Raw genomic sequence first — 1,092 nt, forward strand, 5'->3', positions numbered from 1 at the left:
GGGCGGCGGCGTGGGCGACGCCGGCGGGGGCGGGCGCGGGCTGCGCGGCGTCGCCGCCGGCCAGTCGCTGGTGCTCTACGACGGCACGCGCGTCGTCGGGCAGGGCACCGTGCGCGCCACCGTGTCGCCCGCCGGGCTCGCCGACGCGCGGGCGCACGCGTGACCGGCGTCACGGGCGCCGGGCCCTGGCCGGGCACCGCCGCGCTCGAGGCGGCGACGACCGTCGTCGGGGACCTCGTCGACACCCCGACGGAGGTCACCGGGCTGCCCTTCGCGCCCGTCCTGCCGGCGCGCGGGCCGTGGGGCGACCGGACCGGCGCGGCCCTCGCGCTGCTCGAGGAGCTGCCGGCCGAGCTCGGGCCGCACGGCTGGAAGCTCGCCGACCGGCCCGGCGGCGACCTCGCCCGCGCCCGCGCCCTCGCGCGGGAGGACCTGGACGCGCTCGCGGTCGCCGCGCACGGGTACGCCGGGCCCCTCGTGCTGCCGCTGCTCGGCCCGCACACGCTCGCCGCGGACGTCTACCTCGCCCGCGGCGACCGCGTCGTGTCCGACCCCGGGGCGCTGCGGGAGGTCGTGGCGTCCCTCGCCGCCGGCCTCGCGGGGCGGGTCGCCGACGTGCGCCGCGTCGTGCCCGGCGCCGCCGTGCGCGTGCTGCTGCACGAGCCGATGCTGGCGGCCGTGCTCGCCGGCGTCGTGCCGACGTTCTCCGGCCGCGACCGGCTGCGCCGCGTGCCCGGGCCCGTGGCGGCCGAGGGCCTCGGCACGGTGGCGGACGCGGCGCGCGCGGCGGGCGGCGAGGCCGTCGTCGTGCACGGCGGCACGGCGTGGGCCGCGCTGCCCACGGTGCGTGCGTCGTCCGCCGACGGCGCCGCGCTCGCGGTCGCGGGCATCGGCGAGCGCGGGTGGGAGGAGGTGGCGCAGCTCGTCGAGGACGGGCGCACCTTCTGGCCCGAGCCGCCGCCGCAGGCCACGTCGCAGTGCGCCGGCCCGGACGTCGTCGGGCAGGCGGACGCCGTCACGCGGCCCTGGCGCACGGTCGGGCTGCCGGTCGCCGGCCTGCGCGACCTCGTGCTCGTCGCGGGCGCCCCGGAC

At 82.4% G+C, this 1,092-nt stretch carries 2 protein-coding genes; both read left to right on the forward strand.

The annotated features are described in order from the left end of the window. Positions 1-163, forward strand: a 163-nt coding sequence (locus AB6N23_RS18435) for an aminomethyltransferase beta-barrel domain-containing protein (protein WP_412867405.1), incomplete at its 5' end; no start/stop codon positions are given. After that, on the forward strand, positions 160-1,092 hold a 933-nt coding region (locus tag AB6N23_RS18440; protein WP_412867404.1), incomplete at its 3' end, for a uroporphyrinogen decarboxylase/cobalamine-independent methonine synthase family protein. The genes AB6N23_RS18435 and AB6N23_RS18440, both read left to right, overlap by 4 nt.

This window comes from Cellulomonas pasadenensis (genome assembly GCF_047229365.1).
GTDB lineage: Bacteria > Actinomycetota > Actinomycetes > Actinomycetales > Cellulomonadaceae > Cellulomonas.